This window comes from Nocardioides sp. (assembly GCF_025965415.1).
GTDB lineage: Bacteria > Actinomycetota > Actinomycetes > Propionibacteriales > Nocardioidaceae > Nocardioides.
In genome coordinates, this window is sequence record NZ_JAOPWY010000180.1 from 1 (window position 1) to 21,920 (window position 21,920).

The 21,920-nt window shown below is 71.5% G+C and carries 15 protein-coding genes and 1 pseudogene; 6 read left to right on the top strand and 10 right to left on the bottom strand.

Annotated features, from left to right (window positions below; translation table 11 throughout):
- Both JWN97_RS18505 and JWN97_RS18510 read left to right on the top strand, forming a co-directional pair.
- Positions 1–726, top strand: a pseudogene (locus JWN97_RS18505) (DEAD/DEAH box helicase); the annotation flags it as partial.
- Positions 719–1,510 carry a DNA-formamidopyrimidine glycosylase family protein gene (locus JWN97_RS18510; RefSeq protein ID WP_297626254.1) on the top strand — a complete coding sequence of 264 codons (792 nt, stop codon included), beginning with the start codon at positions 719–721 and terminating at the stop codon, positions 1,508–1,510. The pseudogene JWN97_RS18505 and the gene JWN97_RS18510, both read left to right, overlap by 8 nt.
- 7 nt (positions 1,511–1,517) lie before the next feature.
- On the opposite strand, the gene JWN97_RS18515 is transcribed toward JWN97_RS18510, so the two are convergent.
- Both JWN97_RS18515 and JWN97_RS18520 read right to left on the bottom strand, forming a co-directional pair.
- A complete protein-coding gene (locus JWN97_RS18515) occupies positions 1,518–1,829 on the bottom strand; it encodes a helix-turn-helix transcriptional regulator (RefSeq protein ID WP_297626256.1) in 312 nt (103 codons plus the stop codon).
- Between the two features lie 98 nt (positions 1,830–1,927).
- Positions 1,928–2,413 (bottom strand): CinA family protein, encoded by a 486-nt coding sequence (locus tag JWN97_RS18520; protein ID WP_297626258.1) that lies wholly within the window; start codon positions 2,411–2,413, stop codon positions 1,928–1,930.
- 18 nt (positions 2,414–2,431) lie between these two features.
- Between JWN97_RS18520 and JWN97_RS18525 the strand changes: the two genes are divergently transcribed.
- On the top strand, positions 2,432–4,198 hold the full coding sequence (locus JWN97_RS18525) for a glycoside hydrolase family 15 protein (RefSeq protein WP_297626260.1): 1,767 nt from the start codon (positions 2,432–2,434) through the stop codon (positions 4,196–4,198).
- A gap of 68 nt (positions 4,199–4,266) precedes the next feature.
- On the opposite strand, the gene JWN97_RS18530 is transcribed toward JWN97_RS18525, so the two are convergent.
- The 8 genes from JWN97_RS18530 to JWN97_RS18565 all read right to left on the bottom strand — a co-directional run bounded on the left by JWN97_RS18530 (position 4,267) and on the right by JWN97_RS18565 (position 18,156).
- A complete protein-coding gene (locus JWN97_RS18530; protein WP_297626262.1) occupies positions 4,267–6,600 on the bottom strand; it encodes a 5'-nucleotidase C-terminal domain-containing protein in 2,334 nt (777 codons plus the stop codon).
- A gap of 202 nt (positions 6,601–6,802) precedes the next feature.
- The gene (locus JWN97_RS18535) at positions 6,803–10,228 is read right to left on the bottom strand and encodes an ExeM/NucH family extracellular endonuclease (RefSeq protein WP_297626264.1); all 3,426 of its coding nucleotides are present in this window, start codon (positions 10,226–10,228) and stop codon (positions 6,803–6,805) included.
- 78 nt (positions 10,229–10,306) lie between these two features.
- A complete protein-coding gene (gene pgsA / locus JWN97_RS18540; RefSeq protein WP_297626266.1) occupies positions 10,307–10,942 on the bottom strand; it encodes a CDP-diacylglycerol--glycerol-3-phosphate 3-phosphatidyltransferase in 636 nt (211 codons plus the stop codon).
- Complete coding sequence (gene rimO / locus JWN97_RS18545) at positions 10,942–12,393, bottom strand: 30S ribosomal protein S12 methylthiotransferase RimO (RefSeq protein WP_297626287.1); 1,452 nt, start codon at positions 12,391–12,393, stop codon at positions 10,942–10,944. The genes pgsA and rimO overlap by 1 nt, the downstream gene beginning before the upstream one ends.
- Before the next feature lie 174 nt (positions 12,394–12,567).
- The gene (locus JWN97_RS18550; RefSeq protein WP_297626268.1) at positions 12,568–14,223 is read right to left on the bottom strand and encodes a helix-turn-helix domain-containing protein; all 1,656 of its coding nucleotides are present in this window, start codon (positions 14,221–14,223) and stop codon (positions 12,568–12,570) included.
- On the bottom strand, positions 14,223–16,844 hold the full coding sequence (locus JWN97_RS18555; protein WP_297626270.1) for a DNA translocase FtsK: 2,622 nt from the start codon (positions 16,842–16,844) through the stop codon (positions 14,223–14,225). The genes JWN97_RS18550 and JWN97_RS18555 overlap by 1 nt, the downstream gene beginning before the upstream one ends.
- Before the next feature lie 39 nt (positions 16,845–16,883).
- Positions 16,884–17,768 carry a M56 family metallopeptidase gene (locus JWN97_RS18560; RefSeq protein WP_297626273.1) on the bottom strand — a complete coding sequence of 295 codons (885 nt, stop codon included), beginning with the start codon at positions 17,766–17,768 and terminating at the stop codon, positions 16,884–16,886.
- Between the two features lie 19 nt (positions 17,769–17,787).
- Positions 17,788–18,156 (bottom strand): BlaI/MecI/CopY family transcriptional regulator, encoded by a 369-nt coding sequence (locus tag JWN97_RS18565; RefSeq protein WP_297626276.1) that lies wholly within the window; start codon positions 18,154–18,156, stop codon positions 17,788–17,790.
- Positions 18,157–18,265: 109 nt separating this feature from the next.
- Between JWN97_RS18565 and JWN97_RS18570 the strand changes: the two genes are divergently transcribed.
- The 3 genes from JWN97_RS18570 to JWN97_RS18580 form a co-directional block, all read left to right on the top strand.
- Complete coding sequence (locus tag JWN97_RS18570) at positions 18,266–19,711, top strand: cytochrome ubiquinol oxidase subunit I (RefSeq protein WP_297626279.1); 1,446 nt, start codon at positions 18,266–18,268, stop codon at positions 19,709–19,711.
- 36 nt (positions 19,712–19,747) lie between these two features.
- Entirely contained in the window at positions 19,748–20,767 is a 1,020-nt protein-coding gene (gene cydB / locus JWN97_RS18575; protein WP_297626281.1) for a cytochrome d ubiquinol oxidase subunit II, read from the top strand.
- Positions 20,764–21,920 (top strand): ABC transporter transmembrane domain-containing protein (locus JWN97_RS18580; RefSeq protein WP_297626284.1); only part of this gene is annotated, 1,157 nt, incomplete at its 3' end. The genes cydB and JWN97_RS18580, both read left to right, overlap by 4 nt.

Consider the following 21,920-nt stretch of genomic DNA (forward strand, 5'->3'; position numbering starts at 1 on the left):
CCGCGCATGGGCCGCATGCCGGCGCGGGTCGGGCCGCCCGAGACCGCCGGCCGCTGGGCCCTGCTGCCCGAGCGCGACACCGACCCGACCCGCCGCGCGAAGGCCCGCGCCGAGCACCTGCTCGAGCGGCACGGTGTCGTCACTCGCGGTGCCGTCGTGAGCGAGCGGGTGGCCGGCGGCTTCGCCGGCGTCTACAAGGTGCTCAGCGCCTTCGAGGACACCGGCCGCTGTCGTCGCGGCTACTTCATCGAGGGCCTGGGGGCTGCCCAGTTCGGCAGCGCCGGCGCCATCGACCGGCTCCGCACCTTCTCCGAGCCCGAGAGCGCCACGGGCGGCAAACCCGTCGTGGTCGCGCTGGCCGCCACCGACCCCGCCAACGTCTTCGGCGCCGCCCTCCCGTGGCCCGATCCCCTCGACGCCGAGCGCGCCGGTCACCGTCCGGGGCGCAAGGCGGGAGCCCTCGTGGTCACGGTCGACGGCGCCCTCACGGTCTACGTCGAGCGTGGCGGACGCACCCTCCTGACCTGGAGCGAGGAGCAGGACGTGCTCGCTCCCGCGATGAACGCCCTCGCCGATGCGGCCCGACGTGGTGCACTGGGGCGACTCACCGTGGAGAAGGCCGACGGACAGGCGCTGATCGGCAGCGGTGGCGAGACCCCCATCCGGCTGGCATTGTCGGCAGCCGGATTCATCGCAACACCGAAGGGACTGAGACTGCGTGCCTGAGGGCGACACCGTCTACCGCGCAGCGGCAGCACTCGACCGCGCCCTGACCGGCCACCGACTCACCGTCACCGACTTCCGCGTGCCCGCCTTCGCCACGGTCGACCTCACCGGCGGCACGGTCGTGCGCACCCTCGCGCGCGGCAAGCACCTGTTGACCCGGATCGACCACGACCGCGCCTGGACCGTCCACACCCACCTCAAGATGGAGGGCTCCTGGCACATCTACGCCACGGGCGACAAGTGGCGACGGCCCACCCCGCAGGTCCGGGTGGTGCTCGGCATCGACGGCCGATGTGCAGTGGGGTTCTCCCTCGGCATCGTCGAGGTCGTCCCACGCCAGGAGGAGGCGGCACTGGTGGCGCACCTCGGCCCCGACCTCCTCGGTCCCGACTGGGACATCGACCAGGCTCTCGCCCGGCTGTCCAGCGACCCCGGGCGCCCGGTCGGCCAGGCCCTGCTCGACCAGCGCAACCTCGCCGGCATCGGCAACATGTACATGGCCGAGCTCTGCTTCACCAGCGGCGTCCACCCCGGCTCCCCGATCGGGGCGGTGTCCGACCTCCCGCGCCTGGTCCGTCGCGCCCGCCTGATGCTCGAGGCCAACAAGGAACGTGCCATCCAGTCCACGACCGGTGACCTGCGCCCGCGCGAGCGGATGTGGGTCTACCGCCGCGACAAGTCGCCGTGCCGGCGCTGCGGCACGCCGATCCTCGTCGACGTGCTCGGCGATCCGGGCCTCGAGCGGGCGGCCTACTGGTGCCCCAGCTGCCAGCCCGCGGACTGAGGCGCGCTCAGGCGGCAGAGGCGACGACGTCGCCGGCGGGTCGGGCGGGAGCGATCTGCGCGCTCGCCACGACCCCGATCGCGATCTCCTCGAGCGCCACCGCGTCGGCGACGTCGCGCAGCACGTCGGACAGCGGCAGGTCCATGGCCTGGCACAGCGACGCGAGCAGCTCGGAGGACGCTTCCTTCTGTCCCCGCTCGATCTCGGAGATGTAGCCCAGGCTCACCCGCGCCTCGGCCGAGAGCTCGCGCAGGGTCATCCCCCGCTGCATCCGGGCACCGCGCAGCACGTCACCGAGCAGTCGCCGGAAGAGCACCATGCGCGCGGTCCTTACTCTGGATGGAGGGGAGTCGTCTGGACAACGCTACCCGAGGGCTCCTTCTTCCCGCGTGAGGATGTCCAGTTCCCTCGTGAGGCTCATCCGGCGAGGATCCCGTCGAGCGCCGACATCACCTCGTCGCACGTTGCCGCGCGGATGGCGAGCCGGTCCCCGTCGAGCGCCAGCAGGCGGGTCTCGACACCGTCGGGTCCGGCGACGGCGATCCACACCGTGCCGACCGGTCGGCCCTCCTGCTCGTCGGGGCCGGCCACGCCCGTCGTCGCGAGCCCCCAGGTCGCGTCGAGCCGGGCGCGGACGCCGTACGCCATCGCGCTCGCGCACTCCTCCGACACCACGCCGTGCTGCTCCACGACCTGGGCCGGGACGTCGAGCACGGACACCTTGACCCGTGTCGCGTAGGACACGACGCCGCCCACGAAGCTGCGCGACGCACCGGGCACGTCGGTGAGCCGGGCGGCCAGCAGGCCACCGGTCAGTGACTCCGCCGTGGCGAGGGTCTCCCCCCGCTCGGCCAGCGCCTCGAGCACCCGCCACGGCGTCGCCTGGCTCCGGTCTTGGGTCACGTCCGGGAGACTAGCCGCATGGCACTCCCCATCGAGGACTACGCCCTGATCGGTGACCGCGGCACGGCCGCGCTGGTCGGGAAGGACGGATCGATCGACTGGCTGTGCCTGCCGCGCTTCGACTCCCCCGCATGCTTCGCCGCGCTGCTCGGCACGGAGGAGAACGGGCGCTGGCTGCTCGCGCCGGCCGACCCGGTGACGCGGACGAGCCGCAGGTACGTCGACGGCACGGCGCTGCTGGAGACGACCTTCACGACCGCTGACGGCGAGGTCGTGCTGCTCGACCTGATGCCGACCGGCGACGGGCGCGCAGACGTCGTACGCCGTCTCAGGTGCACGCGCGGCACCGTGCGGATCCGCCACGACTGGGTGGTGCGCACCGACTACGGCAAGGTCCGCCCGTGGGTCAGCCGGGAGCAGGCCCACGACGAGGACGTCGTCGTCGCGGTCGCCGGGCCGGACAAGCTGGTCCTGCGCGGTCCTCGCCTCCCCGAGGGGCATGCGGGCCACCACACCGACGAGTTCGACATGTCCGCCGGCGACGAGGTCACCTTCTCGACGACGTGGGTCCGCTCGTGGCACGAGGTGCCCGTGCCGCTGGGGATGACCGAGCGGATCCGGGAGACGATCGCGGAGCAGCGCGCGTGGTCGCGGCGCTCACCCGACGACGTGCCCCTCGCCGACATGGTGCGGCGCAGCCTGTTGACGCTGCTGCTGATGACCCACGCCGAGACCGGCGGCATCGTCGCGGCGCCGACGACGTCGCTGCCCGAGGACTTCGGCGGCGAGCGCAACTGGGACTACCGCTTCTGCTGGCTGCGCGACGCGGCCCTCACGCTCGAGTCGCTGCTCGGCGCGGGCTACGACGACGAGGCCCTCCACTGGCGGCGGTGGCTGCTGCGCGCGGTCGCCGGCGACCCGGCGGACCTGCAGATCATGTACACCGTCGACGGCGGCAGGCAGCTGCCCGAGCGCGAGGTGCCGCACCTGCCGGGCTACGCCGACAGCCGGCCGGTGCGCATCGGCAACGGTGCCGTGTCGCAGCGGCAGAACGACGTGCTCGGCGAGGTGATGATCGCCCTTGACCTGGCCCGCCGGTCGGGGCTGGAGGAGACGTCCAACTCGTGGTCGCTGCAGCGCTCGCTGGTCGAGGAGCTGGCCGACCACTGGGACGAGCCGGACAACGGCCTGTGGGAGATCCGCGGCCCGCAGCGCCACTTCACCCACTCCCGCGTCATGGTGTGGGTCGCCTTCGACCGTGCCGTCCGCGCCGTCGAGGAGCACGGGCTCCCGGGCCCGGTGGAGCGCTGGCGTGAGCTGCGCGAGCGGGTGAGGGAGGAGATCCTCGACAAGGGCTTCGACTCGGCCCGGGGCACCTTCACCCAGCACTACGACACCACCGAGGTGGACGCGTCGCTGCTCACCATCTCGCTGGTCGGTTTCCTGCCGGGTGACGACCCCCGCGTGCTCGGCACGATCGACGCCGTGACGGAGGACCTGATGCGCGACGGCCTGCTGCTGCGCTATCGCACGCAGACCGGTGTCGACGGCCTCGCCGGCGACGAGCACCCGTTCCTGGCGTGCTCGTTCTGGCTGGTCACCGCGCTCGCCGCCGCGGGCCGGCGCGACGAGGCCTCCGCGCTGCTCGAGCGGCTCTGCGGGCTCGCCAACGACGTGGGGCTGCTGTCGGAGGAGTACGACGCCGGCAACGCGCGGATGGCCGGCAACTTCCCCCAGGCCTTCAGCCACCTCGCGCTGGTGCAGGCGGCCCTGTCGCTGAGGTGACGACCTGCCGGAGGCCCGGCCACCGCGAACGGTGACCGGGCCTCCGGGCTGGTGCAGGGTGCGTCAGGTCAGTTGCGGTGCACCTGGATCTTGACGAACTCGCGGGTGCCGCGGATCTTCCGGTTGCCCTGGAAGATCACGACGATCCGCTTCTTGCCGGTCTTCTTGAAGCGGTCGAGGCGCACGAACGCCTTGCCCTTCTTGAGCTTGACCGTGTACTTCTTGCCGCCGGCCTTGACCGTGACCTTGCCCGTGACCTTCGAGATGCCGAAGGCGGAGGCCTTGATCTTCACACGAGTGCGGGTCTCGCCCTTGACGATGCGCTCGGGCTTGGTGCGGGCCTTGATCTCGCCCTTCGCCTTGCGCACGTCGATCGGCAGCGAGAACGTCGTGCCCGTGGTGGGACCGGTGAACGTCAACAGCTGCTTGCCGGTGCGGGTCTTGCCCTTGAGCTTGACCGAGACCGCGCTCTTGCCGCTCTCGTCGAACGGCGTGGCGTCGACCGTGTTGTCGATCGGGGTCGGGTTGAGGGTCTTCTCGCCGACCTTGATGTTGAGCAGCGCGTCGCGAGCGTCCGCGGGCGACGTCATCGCCAAGGACGACAGGCTCAGCCGCACGTTCTGGCCGATGCGGTAGAAGCGCGGCGCACCTGCCGGCCACGAGACGCCGACCTGGCGCTGCTCCTTGTTGACGGCGAGCGGCGTCGTAGCGGCCTTGGACGCCATGTAGTCGACCATGGCCTGCAGGTCCACCTTGCCCGTGTCGCGCTTGGCGGTGCCGGCACTGAAGCCGCGGAAGTTGTCACCGCCGCTGGCGAGGAACGAGTTCACGGTCACGGAGTAGGCCGTGGCCGGGTCGATCGCCTTGCCGTTGAGCCACATGCCGGTGACCCGGTTGCCCTCGGCCTTCGCGGGGTCATAGGTCGCGAAGAAACCGTCGGACACCCCGAGACGCAGGAACGGTCGCGTCGGGACCGCGCCAGCTGCGTCGCGCTGCCACTGCTGCTCGAGCACCGTCTTGATCTGGGCACCCGTGAGCTTCATGTTGACAAGGGTGTTGGCGAACGGCTGGACGACGGCCGCCTGCTTGTAGGTCAGGTTGGCCGGGTAGCCGCCCGCTGCGCCCGTCATGTCGGCGCGGAGACCACCGGGGTTCATGAAGGCGATCTGCGCGGCGCCGGCCTCCGGGCTCGACGTCGCCCAGCGCTGGACCTCGGCGACGAGGTTGCCGAGGGTGGACTCGCCACCGCGGTTCTCGGTGGTGCCGTTGGTGAGCTTGGCGCGGTTGAACGGCCCGGCGACCTTGCCCAGCACCTGGGCGCCCAGGACGTCGGCCTTGGCGAAGGCCGCGTCGACGATGGCCTTGCTGTTGGCGTCCACCGGGTAGAGCGGCGGGGTGGCCTTGGGGCCGTCGCCGTCCGGGTCCTTGCCGAACATCGGCAGGACCTCCTGCGACTTCACCGCGACGGTCGAGTTGTTCGTCGCCGGGTTGTCGTCAGGGTCGGTGACGGTGAAGACGAGCTGGTTGAGGTTCGCGCCGTACTGGCCCGCCGAGACCACCGGGCGGCCACCGATGGTGTGGTTGTAGGCGAGGTGCGTGTGACCCGAGACGATCGCGTTCACCTTGTCGTTGACGCCGGAGACGATCTTGCCGAATGCCGAGTCGTCGGTCGCGCTGGCGATGTTGGTGGTGGCGGCGCCCTCGTGCACGAGCAGGACGATGAGGTCGGCGCCGTCGGCCTTGAGCTTGTCGGCCGCCGCGTTGGTCTCGGCCACGATGCTGTTGATCTTGACGTCGGCGATCCCAGCCGGGCTCACCAGGGACGGGAGGTCCTCGGTCACAGCGCCGATGAAGCCCACGTCGACCCCACCGGTGGTGGTCATCCACGTTCCGCCGTCCGAGGTGCCGGGCGATGCGGCCACGTCGGGAAGCGCGTAGGAGTTGTCGGACCGCTTGCGGACGTTGGCCGCGAGGTACTGCCAGTCGGCGCCGCCCTCGGGGTTGGTCGTGGCGTCGTAGGGCTTCATCACCCTGTTGACGAGGTCGGCGTAGCCTGCGTCGAACTCGTGGTTGCCCGCCGCCGAGACGTCGAGGCCGGCCTCGTTGAGCACGTCGAGGGTGGGCTTGTCGTGCTGGATGAACGACTCGAAGGTCGAGGCACCGATCATGTCGCCACCCGCAGCGAAGATCGTGTTGGGGTTCGCGGTGCGCAGCTGCTTGACGGCACCCGCCATGACTGAGGCGATCTCGATCGGCTCCGGGTTGGTGGACCCGGTCGGACGGTCGGCGAGTCGGCCGTGGAAGTCGTTGGTGGCGACGATCTGGACGTCGACGGACGTCGCGGCGTGGGCCGGCGTGGCGACTGCGATGGCGGCGAGCGGAGCGGCGAGCAGTCCAGTCATCGCGGTGGCGATGGTGAGGTTGCGACCTGGTCGTGATGCTGACACGAAGGGGGCCTTTCGTCAGGGGACGTGTGAGTCGGATCACCTTAACCCCAGACCTTTGCCGGACGGCACCATGGATCGGCACCGAATCACGACCGGCCCGGCCACCCCGTGAGGGATGACCGGGCCGTCCGGGTTCATCGGATCTGGCGGTGCGGGGTCAGCGCCGCTTGACCTTGATCCGGACGACATCGCGTGCGGGCTCGGTGGTCGCGTCACCGAGGTAGCGGACCTTCGCCCGGTAGACCCGCGGCTTGGTGAACGCCTTCAGCCGCACGACGGCCTTGCCGTCGACCAGGCGCGCCCGATAGGTCTTGCCGGCGATCCGCACCCGGACCTTGCCGGTGGGTGTGAAGCCGTCGGCGCGGACCTTGAGCACGACCTTGGCCCTCGTCCTCTTGACGACGGCCTCGTCCGGCCGCACCTTCGCCTTGACGCTCGCCTTCGCCTTGCCCACGACGACCGTGACCGCGCCGGTCGAGGGCTGGTGGCCCGCGTCGCCGCCGTACGTCAGGGTCAGCGTGTGCGTGCCGACCGGCAGCGAGGTACCTGGGAGGGCGACCGTACCGGCGCCGGACGCCACCGTGGTCGAGCCCAGGACGGAGCCGCCTTTCGACACCGTGACCGTCCCGGTGGCGGTCGCCGGGACGACCTTCACCGACACCGAGCCCGGCGTGCCGTAGACCATTGATGCGGCCGTGCCGGTGACCGTGGTGGCTGCTCCGGGTGCGGTCTTCCGCAGGCCGAGGACCACTGGGTCGTGGTCGGACGAGCGGTAGGGACCCGCCGCGTGGAAGTCGGTGCCGTGGTAGTTCCACCTGCTGTACTCCAGCGCCAGGGACTCCCCGCTGTTGATGTTCCAGATGTCGGTGCCGGTGGACCGCGCGAGGGCGGCGTCGTTGACGAGGATGTGGTCCAGCGAACCGGACAGCCCCGAGAACGAGTAGGAGTACTCGCCGTTGGCGAACTCCTGCTCCACGTTGCTGTAGCCCGCGTCGTAGAGGATCCGCAGCGGGTCCTCCATGGCGTAGGAGTTGAAGTCGCCACCGAGGACGACCGACTGCACGCCGGTCTCCGTCTTCAGCCCGGCGACCCAGTCGCGCAACGCAGCGGCCTGCAGCTTGCGCGAGCCGTTGGACGAGCCCTGGCCGTCGCCGCTGTCGGCATCACCCGGGTTGGGGCCTGCCGAGCCCTTGGACTTGAAGTGGTTGATCACGAACAGGAACGGGTCGCCACCGGCGTCGGCCCTGAAGACCTGTCCGAGCGGCTCGCGCGCGTTGTCGAACGCCTCGCCGGCGTCGCTCAGGGTGCCGAGCGCCCGGGACTCGCCCACGCGGTCCACGCTGGCGGGCTTGTAGATGATCGCGTTGGTGATCACGTCCATGCCGCTGGCGGGGAGCTCGGTGGAGGACGGGTTGGCCGCCCAGGTCCCGGCACCGGCAGCGGCGTTGAGCGCCGCGACGAGGGTGTTGGTCGCCTCGTCCGGCGTCTCGCCGAGGGTGAGGGAGTTCTCGATCTCGAGGAGGCCCACCACGTCGGCGTCGAGGGCGTTGATCGCCGCGACGATCTTCGACTGCTGCCGCTGGAGGTCCTGCGGGTCCCAGGCGCCGCGCTGCTCGCACCCGCCGCTGACGCTGTTGCCGTCGCCCGCGCGGTCGCGGAACGGGTCGCAGCCGCCGTCGCCGATGTTGTCGTCGTCCGCGTCACCGAGGGTGGTGAAGTAGTTCAGCACGTTGAACGACGCGACCTTGAGGTCGGCGGTGCCCTTCTCGTTGATGAGGGCCTCGTCCGGAGCGGACGTGCGGGTGTCCTCGAACGTCGCCGGGGAGCCGGCGTTGGCCGGGCCCACGACGGTCGTCAGGGGCTGGAACCGGTAGGTCGGCGCGCTCGGCGAACCGCCCTCAGTGAAGATCACGTCGGAGACGAACGTGGTGGCAGCGCCGACGATCACCGGCTCGGTGGTCGAGATGTACGGCGGCGTGAGGTCGCCGTTCGACAGGCAGGGCGTGGGGCGGGTGCCACACACGGCGCTGCTGGACGAGGTGGCCAGGAAGTTGGTCGAGGCACCGTCGTCGAGCACGACCGCGCGGGCCAGGTTGTCGGCCTCGGTCGGGCTGGACCCGGCCGGTCCGGGCAGCTCGACCTCGGTGCGCTGGATCAGCGGATTGGTGCCGTTGGCCAGGCCGACCTCGCCGAAGTTGTTCGTCGAGAACGTGTTGGTGACGGTGAAGGCGCCGGTCGGGCGGTAGCGCATGCCCTCCAGGGACTCCTTGGCCGCGGCGGAGCGTGGCCACGTGGCGGTCGTCGTGGTGGTGATCGGGGCGGGCGTGCCCGAAAGCTCCGTGATGTCGGCAGGCTGCACCTCGACCTGGGTCGCGCCGGCGAACTCGGTGACCTCACCCGTGACCTCGACGTAGTCGCCGGGGGTGACGGTGATGGCTCCGCTGGGCTGGCGCACGAACACGCCGTCGGACGCGTTGTGCGTCGCGAGGTCGATGTTCGCCGCACCCGTGCCCGGGGTCTGGAGGTAGAACCCGAAGAAGCCACCGCTCGGGTAGGCGGCGGTGACGACGCCGCGCGTGGTGACGGTGATGCCGACGATCGGGGAGGTCGGCCCGGTGCCTTGGATCGCGTCGATCGGGGTGACCTCACCGGCGGGCGGGTTCACGGTCACAGTGAAGGTGACCTCGTCGGTCGCATCTTCTGCGTCGGTCACCTTTGCGGTGACCTCGGCGACGCCGAGCGCGGTCGGCGTACCACTGATCTCGCCCGTGGCCGGGTCGATGGCCAGGTCGGCGGGCAGGCCGGCGGCCGACCAGGCGTAAGGGGTGGCACCACCCGTGGCGGTGACGGTGAACGGGGTGATGGCCTCGTCACGTGTGAACGTCTTGTCAGGGACGGAGCCCACCACGACGGCGTCGGGGTCGACGACGACGGAGGAGTTCTGCGGATCGGGCGTCACCTCGGCGAAGTCCTCGAGGTTGTTGTCGAGGTCGTCGCCGAGCGCGTCGCGCGACACGGAGGTGGTGACGGTCAGCGCGGCTCCGGTGCGCTCCGTCTCGTAGGTGTCGGCGGCCGTCCCGAACCCCACCGTGTCCACCAGACCCCCGGTGGTCACTCCGGCCACGTCACCTCGTGCCGCCACCGGCGTCTCCGAGCTCGCCAGGAAGACGATGCCGCCCGAGGCGGAGAGGTTCAGCCCGACCGTCGCGTCGGGCGTGGGGAGCGCCGGCGTACCCGAGACGGTGCCGGCCGAGCCCGACTGGATCAGGAAGTAGCTGTGGGGTGCCACGCTGCCGGTCAGGGGGGCCGCAGCGGCCGCAGCACCGGTGTTGGACCTGTACTGGACCGACCAGCCGCTCAGGGAGACTGAGCTGCTCGTCGGGTTGTAGAGCTCGATGAAGTCATGGGTGTAGCTCGGCGTGCCGCTGGTGCCGCCGCCACCGCCGTAGACCTCGCTGATGACGAGGTTGCTGCCGGCCGGGTTGGCCGAGGCCGATGCCATGGGAGCGAGACCTGCCGCCAGGAGGGCCAGGCCTGCTCCGACCGCGATGTGACGCGGCGAGATGAGCGCAGGTGTGCGCATGTGAGCTCCGAGGGTTCAAGGGACGTGACAGAGGCATCATCACCCACGAATCCCCCGGTGCCCAGACAAACCCCTCCCTCAGGCGGGGTGGGCGCGCTGCTTGCGCACCTCACGGACGAACTCCCATCCCGACCACAGCGTCATCGCGACGGCACCGGCGAGCATCACCTGGCTGAGGTAGAACAGCGCCTCGCCGAGCGGGCCGGGCCAGAAGTCGAAGGCGCCACCGTGGGCGTCGCCGTGCGGGAGCGGCCAGGTGAGGCCGGCGAGCGCGAAGGCCTGGAGGACGGTCTTGATCTTGCCGCTCTGCGCGGCCGGGATCACGACCTGCTTGAGGACAGAGAGGCGCAGCAGGGTGACGCTCCACTCGCGCACCAGCACGACGACCGTCACCCACCACCAGATGTCGCCGACCAGCGAGAGGCCGATGAAGGCCATGCCCGTGATGGCCTTGTCGGCGATCGGGTCGGCGATCTTGCCGAAGTCGGTGATGAGGTTGTGCTTGCGGGCCAGGTCGCCGTCGATCTTGTCGGTGATCATCGCGACCGCGAAGAGCGCGAAGGCCACCCACCGCCACATCGTCGAGTCACCGCCGTCGTGCAGCAGGGCCCACCCGAAGAGCGGCACCATGGCGATGCGCACCACGGTGAGCACGTTGGCGATGTTGAAGTTGGAGACCTGGCGCTGCTCGGTGCTCGTCGGATCGGTGCTCATCAGGATGCTCCGTTCACTCGCGCGATCAGGTCGACGCCGTCGGTGCCGGTGACGGTGGCGGTCAGCAGGTCGCCGATCCGCGCGTCGGCGGCGTCGACGAGAAGCGTCGTACCGTCCACCTCGGGTCCCTGGTGGGCGGCGCGGCCCAGGGTCCCCTCCTCGTCGACCGTCTCCACCAGCACGACGACCTCCTCGCCGATGCGCTCCTCGGCCCGCTGGGCGTTGAGCTCCTCGACGAGGGCGGTGACGTGCTCGGTGCGGTCGCGGATCTCGTCCTCGTCCAGCTTGATGTCGTCGGCGAAGGCCGCGGCCTCGGTGCCGTCCTCGTCGGAGTAGCCGAACACGCCGGTCACGTCCATGCGCGCGGCCTCGAGGAAGTCGCACAGCACGTGCAGGTCCTCGTCGGTCTCGCCGGGGAAGCCGACGATGACGTTGGAGCGGACTCCGGCCAGCGGGGCCAGCGTGCGGATCTGCTCGAGCAGGCCGAGGAAGCTCTCGGGGTCACCGAAGCGACGCATCCGGCGCAGCACTGTGGCGCTGGCGTGCTGGAAGGACAGGTCGAAGTAGGGCACGACGCCCGGCGTCGAGGCGATGGCCTCGATCAGCCCGGGGCGCGTCTCGGCGGGCTGGAGGTAGGAGACCCGGACGCGCTCGATGCCGTCGATGCCGGAGAGCTCGGGCAGCAGCGTCTCGAGCAGACGCAGGTCGCCGAGGTCCTTGCCGTAGGACGTGGAGTTCTCGCTGACCAGGAAGAGCTCCTTGACGCCCTGGGTGGCGAGCCACCGGGCCTCGCCCACGACGTCGCTGGGGCGGCGGCTCACGAACGAGCCCCGGAAGCTCGGGATCGCGCAGAAGGAGCAGCGCCGGTCGCAGCCGCTGGCGAGCTTGAGCGGCGCCATCGGGCCGGCGTCGAGGCGACGGCGCACGGCGCGGGGTCCCGTGGCCGGCGCGCCGGCACCGATGTCCCTGACATCGGCGACCTCGGCCTGGTGACCCGGGATCGAGACGGTCGAGGCGTCGCGGTCCACCGGCGAGATCGGGAGCAACCGGCGGCGGTCCGACGGCGTGTGGGCGTGGTGGGTCTCCCCCGCCACGATCGCGCGCAGCTTGGCGGCGATGTCGGGGTAGTCGTCGAAGCCGAGCACCGCGTCGGCCTCGGGCAGCGAGTCGGCGAGGTCCTTGCCGTACCTCTCGGCGAGGCAGCCGACCGCGACGACCGCCTGGGCGCGGCCGCCGTGCCCGGCCGAGGCCTTGAGGTCCGCAGCCTCGAGCAGCGTGTCCACGGAGTCCTTCTTGGCCGCCTCGACGAAGCCGCACGTGTTGACCACGACGGTGTCGGCGTCCTCGGGGTCCGCGACGAGCACGAAGCCGCCGGCCTCGAGCCGCCCGGCCAGCTCCTCGGAGTCGACCTCGTTGCGGGCGCAGCCGAGCGTGACGACGGCGACCTGCAGCGGAGCAGCGGGCTCTGCGGAGGCGGGAAGGGTCTGGGATTCAGTGGTGGTCATCGCATCCGTGAGTATGCCGGGTCGAGGCGCGTGGACCCGCAACCGCGAGGCGGTGAGGAGATTCACCCGCCGTCGCTCCCTTTCCCGAGAGCCTCTCTGCGTCCCCGTGGATCGCCGACCTCAGTCGACGACGTACGTGCCCTGACCGGCGACGCCGGGCTCCCCGACCGCACGGTCCTCGCCGCCCGCGAGCGAGACCGTGACGGACCCGTCGGTGGACATCACGCGCACCGGCGGGGACGCCTTGACCTCCTGCGTCTGGCCGACCGCCAGGTTGCCCGCGAAGACCTCCTTGCCCGCTGCGTCGCGCACGACGACGCGCGCGCCGCCCGACGGGGCGCTGACCACGACGGCGACCGGGTCGGCGAGCGGGGCGCTGCCGGCGCCCTGCGGACCGCCGGAGCCGTTGAGCACGGGCGTGGAGCCGCGCAGCTCGGGCGGGGTGTCCATGACGAGCCGGGCGATCGACCAGCAGAGCACCAGCGCCATCACGACGGCGACCAGCACGGACCAGTTGGGGCCGCCGCGGGTGCCGCGGATGGAGCCGTTGGCGCCGGTGGCCAGCTCGGCCTCGAAGACCCGGCGCGGGTTGATCGGGGCGTGGGCATAGCGCTCGGCGTACGACGCCAGCAGCGGCGCGACGTCGATGCCGAGCACGCGAGCGAGCGTGCGGAGGTGACCGCGGGCGTAGAAGTCGCCACCGCACGGCTCGAAGTCGTCGACCTCGACGGCCTCGATGACATGGGGGCGGATGCGGGTGCGCTCGGCGAGCTGGTCGACGGTCAGCCCCAGGCGGGTGCGGGCGGCGGCGAGCTCGGGTCCGATGACCGGGTCCTCGGCGGGCTCGACCTCGAACTCGTCGAGGACCAGCGGCTCCACCGGCTCACCGGGACGGGCGATGGCGCGGACGCGGTCGCCCCACGACTGGGTCTCCTCGACGAGGCTGACCCGGCCCGGGCGGCGCAGCTCGCGGCCCTCGGGCTGGTCGTCGGTCTCGGGGGTGACGTCGCGGGTGATCTCCGAGCGGCGGGCCGACGAGGACTCGCGCAGGGCGGCCGGCGTCGGGCTGGCGACGATCGCCTCCTCGACGGGAGCGGGCTCCTCGGTCTCGTGCTCGAGAGCCTCCAGGTCCTCAGGAGCCTCCGGCTCCACCGCGGGCTCGACCGCGGGCTCGACCGCGGGCTCGACCTCCACGACCTGGCTGGCGTCGCGGGCCACGCGACCCAGCGCCGAGGTGAGGTCGTCGCCGGCGCCGATGACGCGCGTCGAGAGGCCCAGCGGGACCGCGAACGGGGCGCCGTGCAGCAGCCGGGAGATCGTCACGTGGCGCTTGCCGGCGCCCGTCAGCTCGGCCTCGATCAGCTCGAGGTTGTGCGGCACCACGACCAGGCGTCCGTCGCGCAGCAGGCCGCGGCGCGGCGTGTGCTCGACGTGGTGGACCGCGGTCCAGGGCAGGCCGCGCCAGGTCCGACCCAGGCGGATCCGGATGCCCTGCGCGTCGGCGACGAGCAGCGGGGTGCGGGCGTCGACGAGGCTGACGAGCCAGTAGGCACCGAGCAGGCCCATCGCGACGACGAAGGCCCAGTCCAGCGCGGAGCCGGACTGCGTGGCCCGCCCGAAGTAGGCGATGGCGACCGCCGAGGCGGTCAGGCCGACGCTGGCGGCGACCCCGGCGTGGCGGCGTACCTCGACCGCGTCGGGGGTGAGGCCCAGGACCTCGCCGTGCTCGCCGTCCGGTCCGTCGTGGACCTCGGTCTCCTGCATCGCGGTGCTCATCAGACTCCCCCCTCGAGAGTGGCGATCACGGAATCGAGCTCGTCGGGCTTCACCAGGACGTCGCGCGCCTTGGAGCCCTCGCTGGGACCCACGACCCCGCGGCTCTCCATGATGTCCATCAGGCGCCCGGCCTTGGCGAAGCCGACCCGCAGCTTGCGCTGCAGCATCGACGTCGAGCCGAACTGCGTGGAGACGACCAGCTCGATGGCCTGCACCACCAGCTCCATGTCGTCGCCGATGTCGTCGTCGATCTCGCGCTTGGACTGCTGCGGAGCCGTGACCTCCTCGATGTAGGTCGGCTCGAGCTGCTTCTTGCAGTGGTTGACGACCTGCTGGATCTCGGCCTCGGTGACCCACGCGCCCTGCACGCGGATCGGCTTGCTCGCGCCCATCGGCAGGAACAGGCCGTCACCCTGGCCGACCAGCTTCTCGGCACCCGGGGTGTCGAGGATGACGCGGCTGTCGGTGACGCTCGAGGTGGCGAACGCCAGCCGAGACGGCACGTTGGCCTTGATCAGGCCGGTGACGACGTCCACCGAGGGTCGCTGGGTCGCCAGCACCAGGTGGATGCCGGCGGCGCGGGCGAGCTGGGTGATGCGCACGACGGCGTCCTCGACGTCGCGCGGGGCGATCATCATCAGGTCGGCGAGCTCGTCGACCACCACGAGGAGGTAGGGGTAGGGCGACAGCACGCGCTCGCTGCCCGCCGGCACCTCGACCTTGCCCGCACGGACGGCCTTGTTGAAGTCGTCGACGTGACGGAAGCCGAAGTTGGCCAGGTCGTCGTAGCGCATGTCCATCTCGCGCACGACCCAGGCCAGCGCCTCGGCGGCCTTCTTGGGGTTGGTGATGATCGGCGTGATCAGGTGCGGGATGCCCTCGTAGGCGTTGAGCTCGACCCGTTTGGGGTCGACCAGGATCATCCGGACCTCGTCGGGCGTGGAGCGCATCAGGATCGAGGTGATCATCGAGTTGATGAACGACGACTTTCCCGAGCCGGTCGCACCGGCGACCAGCAGGTGCGGCATCTTCGCGAGGTTGGCGACGACGAAGCCGCCCTCGACGTCCTTGCCGAGCCCCGACACCATCGGGTGGTGGTCGGCGCGGGCGGTCGTGGACCGGAGCACGTCGCCGAGGGAGACGATCTCCTTGTCGATGTTGGGGATCTCGATGCCGATCGCCGACTTGCCGGGGATCGGGCTCAGGATGCGCACGTCGGCTGACGCCACGGCGTAGGCGATGTTCTTCGACAGCGCCGTGACCTTCTCGACCTTGACCGCCGGGCCGAGCTCGACCTCGTAGCGGGTGACCGTCGGGCCGCGGGTGTAGCCGGTGACGGCGGCGTCGATGCTGAACTCCTCCATCACCTGCATCAGCCGCTCGACGACCGCGTCGCTGGCCTTGGAGCGCGCCTTGTGCGGCGAGCCCGGCTTGAGCGCGGAGTTGTCGGGGAGGGAGTAGGTGATGTCGCCCGACAGCGTGAGCTGCTCGACGCGCTGCGGCAGCGGGGTGTGCGGGGGCGGCTCGAGCGCGCCGGTGTCGGCTGCGGCACCCGGGACGGCGACGGCCGGGGTGACCTCGGTCGGCGCGTCGGCGAAGAGGTCGATGCCGAAGTCCTCGACCGGCTCCTCGTCCTTCTTCTTGCGCCGCTTCTTGAGCTCGCGGTCCGACAGCACGGGGCTGTCGTACGCCGGGTCGCCCAGGTCGGGGTCGACCTCGTCGTCGAGCATCGAGCGGCGGCGCGAGCGCACGGGCCGGGTCGGCTCGTCGACCTCGGGCTCGACGTCGGCGTGCGTGCGGCCCAGGGCCTTGTCGCGCAGCGCACCCAGCCGCGCCGGGATCTGGTAGACGGGGGTGGCGGTGATGATCAGGATGCCGAAGACGGCCAGCAGTGCCAGCAGCGGCACCACGACGTACGACGTCTGCATGAGGTCGAGCAGCAGGCTCGAGGTGACGTAGCCGACCGCGCCACCGGCCTCCTGGAGGTTGGTGGCGTCGCCGAGGACCGGCTGCGGGTTGCCGTTGGCGATGTGCACGATGCCGAGCAGGCCGAGGCCGAAGGCGGTCCAGCCGATGACCTGGCGGCCGGCGGGGCCGTTGCGCTCGGGGTCGCGCAGCGTGCGCCAGCCGGCTGAGGCGAGGAACAGCGGCACGAGCCAGCCGACCTTGCCGACCGCACCCGCGGTGACCGAGCGGGCGAACTCCATGACGCCGCCGGGCAGCTGCCACCACACGGCGGCGGCCGCGACGGTGGCGAGGCCGACGAGGAACAGGCCGACCCCGTCGCGACGGTGCTCGGGGTCGAGGTCGCGCGCCGACCGGCCGATCGACCGGGCGACCGCACCGAGGCCGTGGGCGATGCCCAGCCACACGGCGGCGATCCCGCGTCCGATCGCTCCGAAGGCCTGGGAGACCGGTCCCTGCCCGTTGCGCACGGCACGGGGCGCCGGACGCGCTGCGGGGCGCTTGGACGCGCTGGACCGGCTCCGGCTCTTCGCTGCGGAAGAGGAGGGGCGCTTGCTGGTACTCCGTGATCGGGTGCTCGAACCCTTGGTCCTGCTGGTGTTCCTGGACGTGCTCGAGCTCCGCGACCCCGGCGGGGAAGACGTACGGGTCGCCATGGTCCGAACCCTACGGCTACGTCCCACCCGTCACATGGATCACAGGGATGCGTGTCGCAGGTCCACCAGCCAGGGCAGCACGACGAGCAGCGTCGGCACGGCGAGGATCGCCGCCGCGAGCACCAGGACCACGCCCGCCTGCACCCGATGGCGACGGGTGTCGCGCAGCACCTCGACCCGGGCGGCCAGCGACGAGCCGGCAGACCCCAGGGCGCCCTCGGGGGCGTGCGACCCCGCGAGTGCCAGCAGTGCCGAGACGAGGGCGCGCCGGTCCCCCGCGCCCATGCGTACGGCGGCGCGGTCGGCGAGCACCTCGACCAGCACCTCGACCTCGTGGCGGGCGGCGGCGCTCGCCACCCAGCGGGGGAAGGCGCGGTGGAGCACCGCGAACGCCTCCAGCACCAGGTCGTGGCGGGCGCGCAGGTGCGAGCGCTCGTGCTCGAGGACCGCGCCGAGCTCGGCGGGCGCGAGCCGGGTCAGCGTGGAGCGGGAGACGACGATCCGCGAGGCGCTCATCCCCGGCACGCAGTAGGCCACCGGCAGGTCGTGCTCGAGCACCGACACCCCGTCGTCGACGCGCGCGACGAGGTCGACGCGCTCGCGGTGCACCCGCCGCATCCGGCGCAGCGCGGTGCCCGTGCGGTGGCCGCTGACGAGCAGCCTCGCCGCGACCACGATGGTGACCACACCGGCGAGCGCCGCCACGACGACGTCGCCCGCCGCCACGGGCGGCTGCCACAGGCGGTCGGTGGCCAGCGAGAGTCCGGCGCCCAGCGCAGCGAGGACCGCAGCCAACGCGGTGCTCTGCCACAGCAGCATCGCCGCTGCCGGAGTACGCCTCAGCGCGGTCCAGCGCGACAGCGCCCACGGGAACGGGCCGGCCAGCAGGACGGCGAGCGCCCCCAGCAGGACGGGCGTGACCACGACCGGAGCTGGGCGGCCGTCAGGCCAGGTCGGCGAGGGCGCGCCGCAGCGCGGCGAGGTCCTCGGCGCTGGCCTCGCCCACGAACGAGACGAGCGCCTGGTCGCGGTCGGCACCGGTCTCCCCCAGCGCGTCGTGCATCAGGCTCGCGGTCATCGCGGCGCGGGACTGGCGCGGTGCGTAGCGGTAGGCGCGGCCATCGCGCTCGCGCACGACGATGTCCTTGCCGACCAGCCGGTCGAGCACCGTCATCACGGTCGTGTAGGCCAGGTCGCGGCCGGTGAGCCGCTCGTGCACCTCTCGCCCGCTGGCACCGCTGCCGGCGTCGAGGTCCCACAGCGCCTCGAGGACGGCCTGCTCGAGCTCACCCATCCGGGACCTTGGACTCATGGAAGAAGAGTCTAGGGGCCCTGCCCGACGAAGTACGACACGGCGTAGTATCTACTACGCTTCGTAGTATTACTGCGCCGAAAGCACCGATCACACAAGGGGTGTGCCCATGGATGTCCTCGACATCGCCCGCTGGCAGTTCGGGATCATCACCGTCTACCACTTCCTGTTCGTCCCGCTGACGATCGGCCTCACCGCCGTCATCGCCGGCTTCGAGACCGCGTGGGTGCGCACGGGCAGGGAGGACTACCTCCGGCTGACCAAGTTCTTCGGCAAGCTCTTCCTGATCAACTTCGCCATCGGCGTGGTGACCGGCATCGTGCAGGAGTTCCAGTTCGGGATGAACTGGTCGGACTACTCCCGCTTCGTCGGCGACGTGTTCGGCGCTCCCCTGGCCATCGAGGGCCTGCTCGCGTTCTTCCTCGAGTCCACGTTCCTCGGCCTCTGGATCTTCGGGTGGGACAAGCTGCCCCGCGGGCTGCACGCCGGCTGCATGTGGCTCGTCCACCTCGGGACGCTCGCCTCGGCCTACTTCATCCTCGCCGCCAACTCCTGGATGCAACACCCGGTCGGCTACCGCTTCAACCCCGACACCGACCGCGCGGAGCTCGTCGACTTCTGGGCCGTGATGTTCAACAAGGTCCAGGTCGTCACGTTCCCCCACGTGATCATGGCGGCGTACATGACCGCCGGCACGTTCGTGCTCGGCGTCTCGGCCTACCTCTACATGAAGAAGAAGCACGAGGCGGACCGCCCGATGTACCACCGCGCCGTCCGCATCGGGGCGGTCATCACGCTGCTCGCCGGCATCGGCGTCGGGATCACCGGCGACCTGCAGGGCAAGGTGATGACCGAGGTGCAGCCGATGAAGATGGCCGCCGCGGAAGGCCTCTACGAGACCAGCGTGGGATGCGCACCGTTCTCCGTCTTCACCCTCGGCACGCCCGACGGGAAGGAGGAGAAGTTCTCCGTGACCATCCCCTGCCTGCTCTCCTTCCTCGGCACCGGCTCGTTCGACGGCACCGTCGAGGGGATCAACCCGCTGCGCGAGCAGTACGTCGAGCAGTACGGCCAGGACCCGACCACCAAGGCCTACTCCGACGGCGACTACACGCCGGTCATCCCGATCACCTACTGGTCCTTCCGCTTCATGATGGGCCTCGGCTTCTTCGCCGCGGCCGGCGCCGCGCTGATCCTCTGGCTGACCCGCAAGGGGCGTACGCCGCGAGTCCGCTGGCTGGGCGTGCTCGGACTGAGCCTGCCGATCGCCACCACACTGGCCAGCTCGTGGGGCTGGATCTTCACCGAGATGGGCCGCCAGCCGTGGGTGGTCTTCGGCCTGATGACCACCGAGTCCGGGGTCTCCCCCGGCGTCTCGGTCTTCGAGGCAGCGACGTCGCTCATCGTGCTCACCGCGCTCTACGCCTTCTTGGCGGTCATCGAGCTCAAGCTGCTCGCGACCTACATCTCGAAGGGCGCCGAGCAGTTCGAGGAGCCACCCCTCGTCAAGGTCGGCGGCTCGGACGACGACCGCCCGCTCACCTTCGCCTACTGACCGCCCGCCACACCATCGCCATCTGAGGACATCGACATGGAACTGACCACCGTCTGGTTCGCACTCATCGCCGTGCTGTGGGTCGGCTACTTCTGCCTGGAGGGCTTCGACTTCGGCGTCGGGATGCTCCTGCCCGTGCTCGCCCGCGACGACACCGAGCGCCGGGTCATGATCAACACCGTCGGCCCGGTCTGGGACGGCAACGAGGTGTGGGTCCTGGTCGCGGGCGGCGCGACCTTCGCCGCCTTCCCCGAGTGGTACGCCACCCTGTTCAGCGGGTTCTACCTCCCGCTACTGCTGATCCTGGTCGCCCTCATCGTCCGCGGCCTGTCGTTCGAGTACCGCCACAAGCGCGACGACGACACCTGGCGCGGGCGCTGGGATCTCGCCCTGATCATCGGCTCCGTGGTGCCGGCGCTGCTGTGGGGCGTCGCGTTCGCCAACATCGTCGCCGGCGTGCCGATCGACGCCGACAAGGAGTTCACCGGCACCCTCTTCACGCTGCTCAACCCGTTCGGCCTGCTAGGCGGGCTGGTCACGCTGACCCTGTTCGCCGCCCACGGCGCGATGTTCATCGCGCTCAAGACCGACGGCGAGATCCGGCACCGGGCCCGCGCCCTGGCCGTGCAGATCGGCGCGGTGGCGGCCGTGCTCGCCGTGGCCTTCCTCTCCTGGACCCAGCTCAAGACCGGCACCGCCGTCAGCGCGGTGGTCTTCGTCCTCGCCGCGCTGGCGCTGGTCGGCGGCCTGCTCGCGGCGATGGGCGGACGCGAGGGCTGGGCCTTCATGGGCACGTTCGTCACGATCGCGCTGGCCGTGGCCGGGCTGTTCGTCGCGCTCTTCCCCGACGTGATGCCGTCCACCACCGACGCGGCCTACTCGCTGAACACGACCAACGCCGCCGCGACGGCGTACGCGCTCAAGGTGATGACGTGGGTCGCGGTCATCTTCACGCCGGTGGTCCTGGCCTACCAGGCGTGGACCTACTGGGTCTTCCGCAAGCGGATCTCCGTCCACCACATCCCCGCTCCCGTGCCGGCGGACGCCGTCTCGTGAAGCCGCTCGACCCGGCTGCGCTCCCCCACCTGCGACCCGCACGAGGCGCGCTGGCTGTCGTCGTCGCGACCGGGGTCGTCGGCGGGCTCGCGACCGTGGCCCAGGCCTTCGCGCTCGGGGCCCTCGTGGTCGCCGCCGTCACGCCCCCGGCCGGCGGGTGGCACGGCGCGGCCTGGTGGCTCGCGTGCCTCGTGCTGCTGCGGACCGCGACGGCGTACGTCGGCCAGCGGGCGTCGACCCGCGCGGCCACCGAGGTCTCCGGGGCCCTCCGCGACCGCCTGCTCGAGGCCGCGCGCCACCTCGACGACGTCTCGCCGTCGCGCCTGGCCGTGCTGGCGACCCGCGGGGTGGCCGGGGTGGAGCCCTACGTCACGCGCTACCTCCCGGCGCTCGTGCCGGCCACCGTGCTGCCGGTCGTGACGCTGGCAGCGATCACCTGGCTCGACCCGCTGTCGGGGCTCGTGGTGGCGCTCACCCTGCCGCTCGTGCCCGTCTTCGCGATCCTCGTCGGCCTGACGACCCGGGACCGGGCGCGCCTCCAGTGGCGCGCCCTCGAGGCGCTCTCGGGACACTTCCTCGACGTCGTGCGCGGCCTGCCGACACTGGTCGCGCACCGGCGCGCCGAGGCGCAGGTCGGCACGATCCGCTCGGTCACCCACCGCTACCGCCGGGCCACGGTCGACACCCTCAAGGTCGCCTTCGCGTCCTCCTCGGTGCTCGAGCTGGTGGCGACGCTGTCGGTCGCCCTCGTCGCGGTGACCGTCGGCCTCCGCCTCGCCTCCGGGTCGGTCGACTTCCGGGTCGCGCTCACCGTGCTGCTCCTCGCGCCCGAGGCCTACTGGCCACTGCGCCGGGTCGGGGCCGAGTTCCACGCCGCCGCCGAGGGCACCGCGGCGCTGGCCGACGCCGATGCACTGCTCGCCCGCGCGTCCCACGACCTGCCCGGCGCGGTGCGTCCGGCATCGCCCCGGCTCACCACGATCGCCCTCGAGATCGGCCACGACGGCGGCTCGCCGCTGACGGCGGCGCTCGACCTCGCGCTCCCCGACCGCGGGCTCGTCGCGATCTCCGGCCCGTCGGGCTGCGGGAAGTCGACGCTGCTCGCCACCCTGCGCGGCGAGCTGGCGCCGCTGAGCGGCACCGTCGTGGTCGA